The organism is Campylobacter sp. US25a, from assembly GCF_004379075.1.
Taxonomy (GTDB): domain Bacteria; phylum Campylobacterota; class Campylobacteria; order Campylobacterales; family Campylobacteraceae; genus Campylobacter_D; species Campylobacter_D jejuni.
Genome location: NZ_RYYM01000070.1, coordinates 1 through 771 on the forward strand (window position 1 = coordinate 1; position 771 = coordinate 771).

Here is a 771-nt window from a genome sequence, read left to right on the forward strand (position 1 = left end):
TTATTTTTATCTTCTATATATCTTCCTGTTTTATCTTTACTTGTATTGTAAATTCCATTAGCAAAATCTTGTAAAATTTGTAAAGCTTCATTGTAAGCATGAATAGGACTATCTTCATCCTTTTTAAAAGCACTAATTTGCTTTTCTTTATTTCTAAACTCTTTAAACAAAGGATGATTACAAGGAAGTTGATACATGGTGCATTTTTTAAGTTCTAAAGATTTTAACTCTTTAAAATAAAAAGTATAATCATCTATAATATATTTTTGTTCTTTTATATCCTCTAAAGCAGTTGCATTTCTTTTCTCATCAATAATCAAATAAGATAAAAGTCTTTTTAGAAGAAATTCTTTATTTTCTTCAAGCTTTTGATCTATTTCATAATGAAAGGAAAAATGAGTGTCAAAAACTCCTGTGCAAAGATCTATACCATAAAAAATTTTCTTTAAATCAAAGCTAATAAATTTCGAATTGATTGCAAAAGGATAAGTTACAAAATGATCTCTTATAACTGCTAAAGGATTGACTAATTTTTTTAAAGTATTGATAAAATCAATCTGTTTAACTTCTTTATTGTTGATTGTTAAATTTTTAATAGTTTGAATTAACTCTGTTTTAGAACTTATAAACATAAAAGATTCCTTATATAAAGCATTATTATATCATTTTTTATTTGCTAATATTTTTTGTCTCTATTAATCTCTCCTATCCATCTAAGCACATTACCCTTATCATCAATCTCTACTTCTAAATCTTTGTATTTGTTGTAAA

At 23.6% G+C, this 771-nt stretch carries 1 pseudogene; it reads right to left on the reverse strand.

Features of this window, described 5'->3' with window-relative positions:
- Window positions 1–632: pseudogene (locus ELQ12_RS09775) on the reverse strand (hypothetical protein); the annotation flags it as partial.
- Between the last annotated feature and the right edge of the window lie 139 nt (window positions 633–771).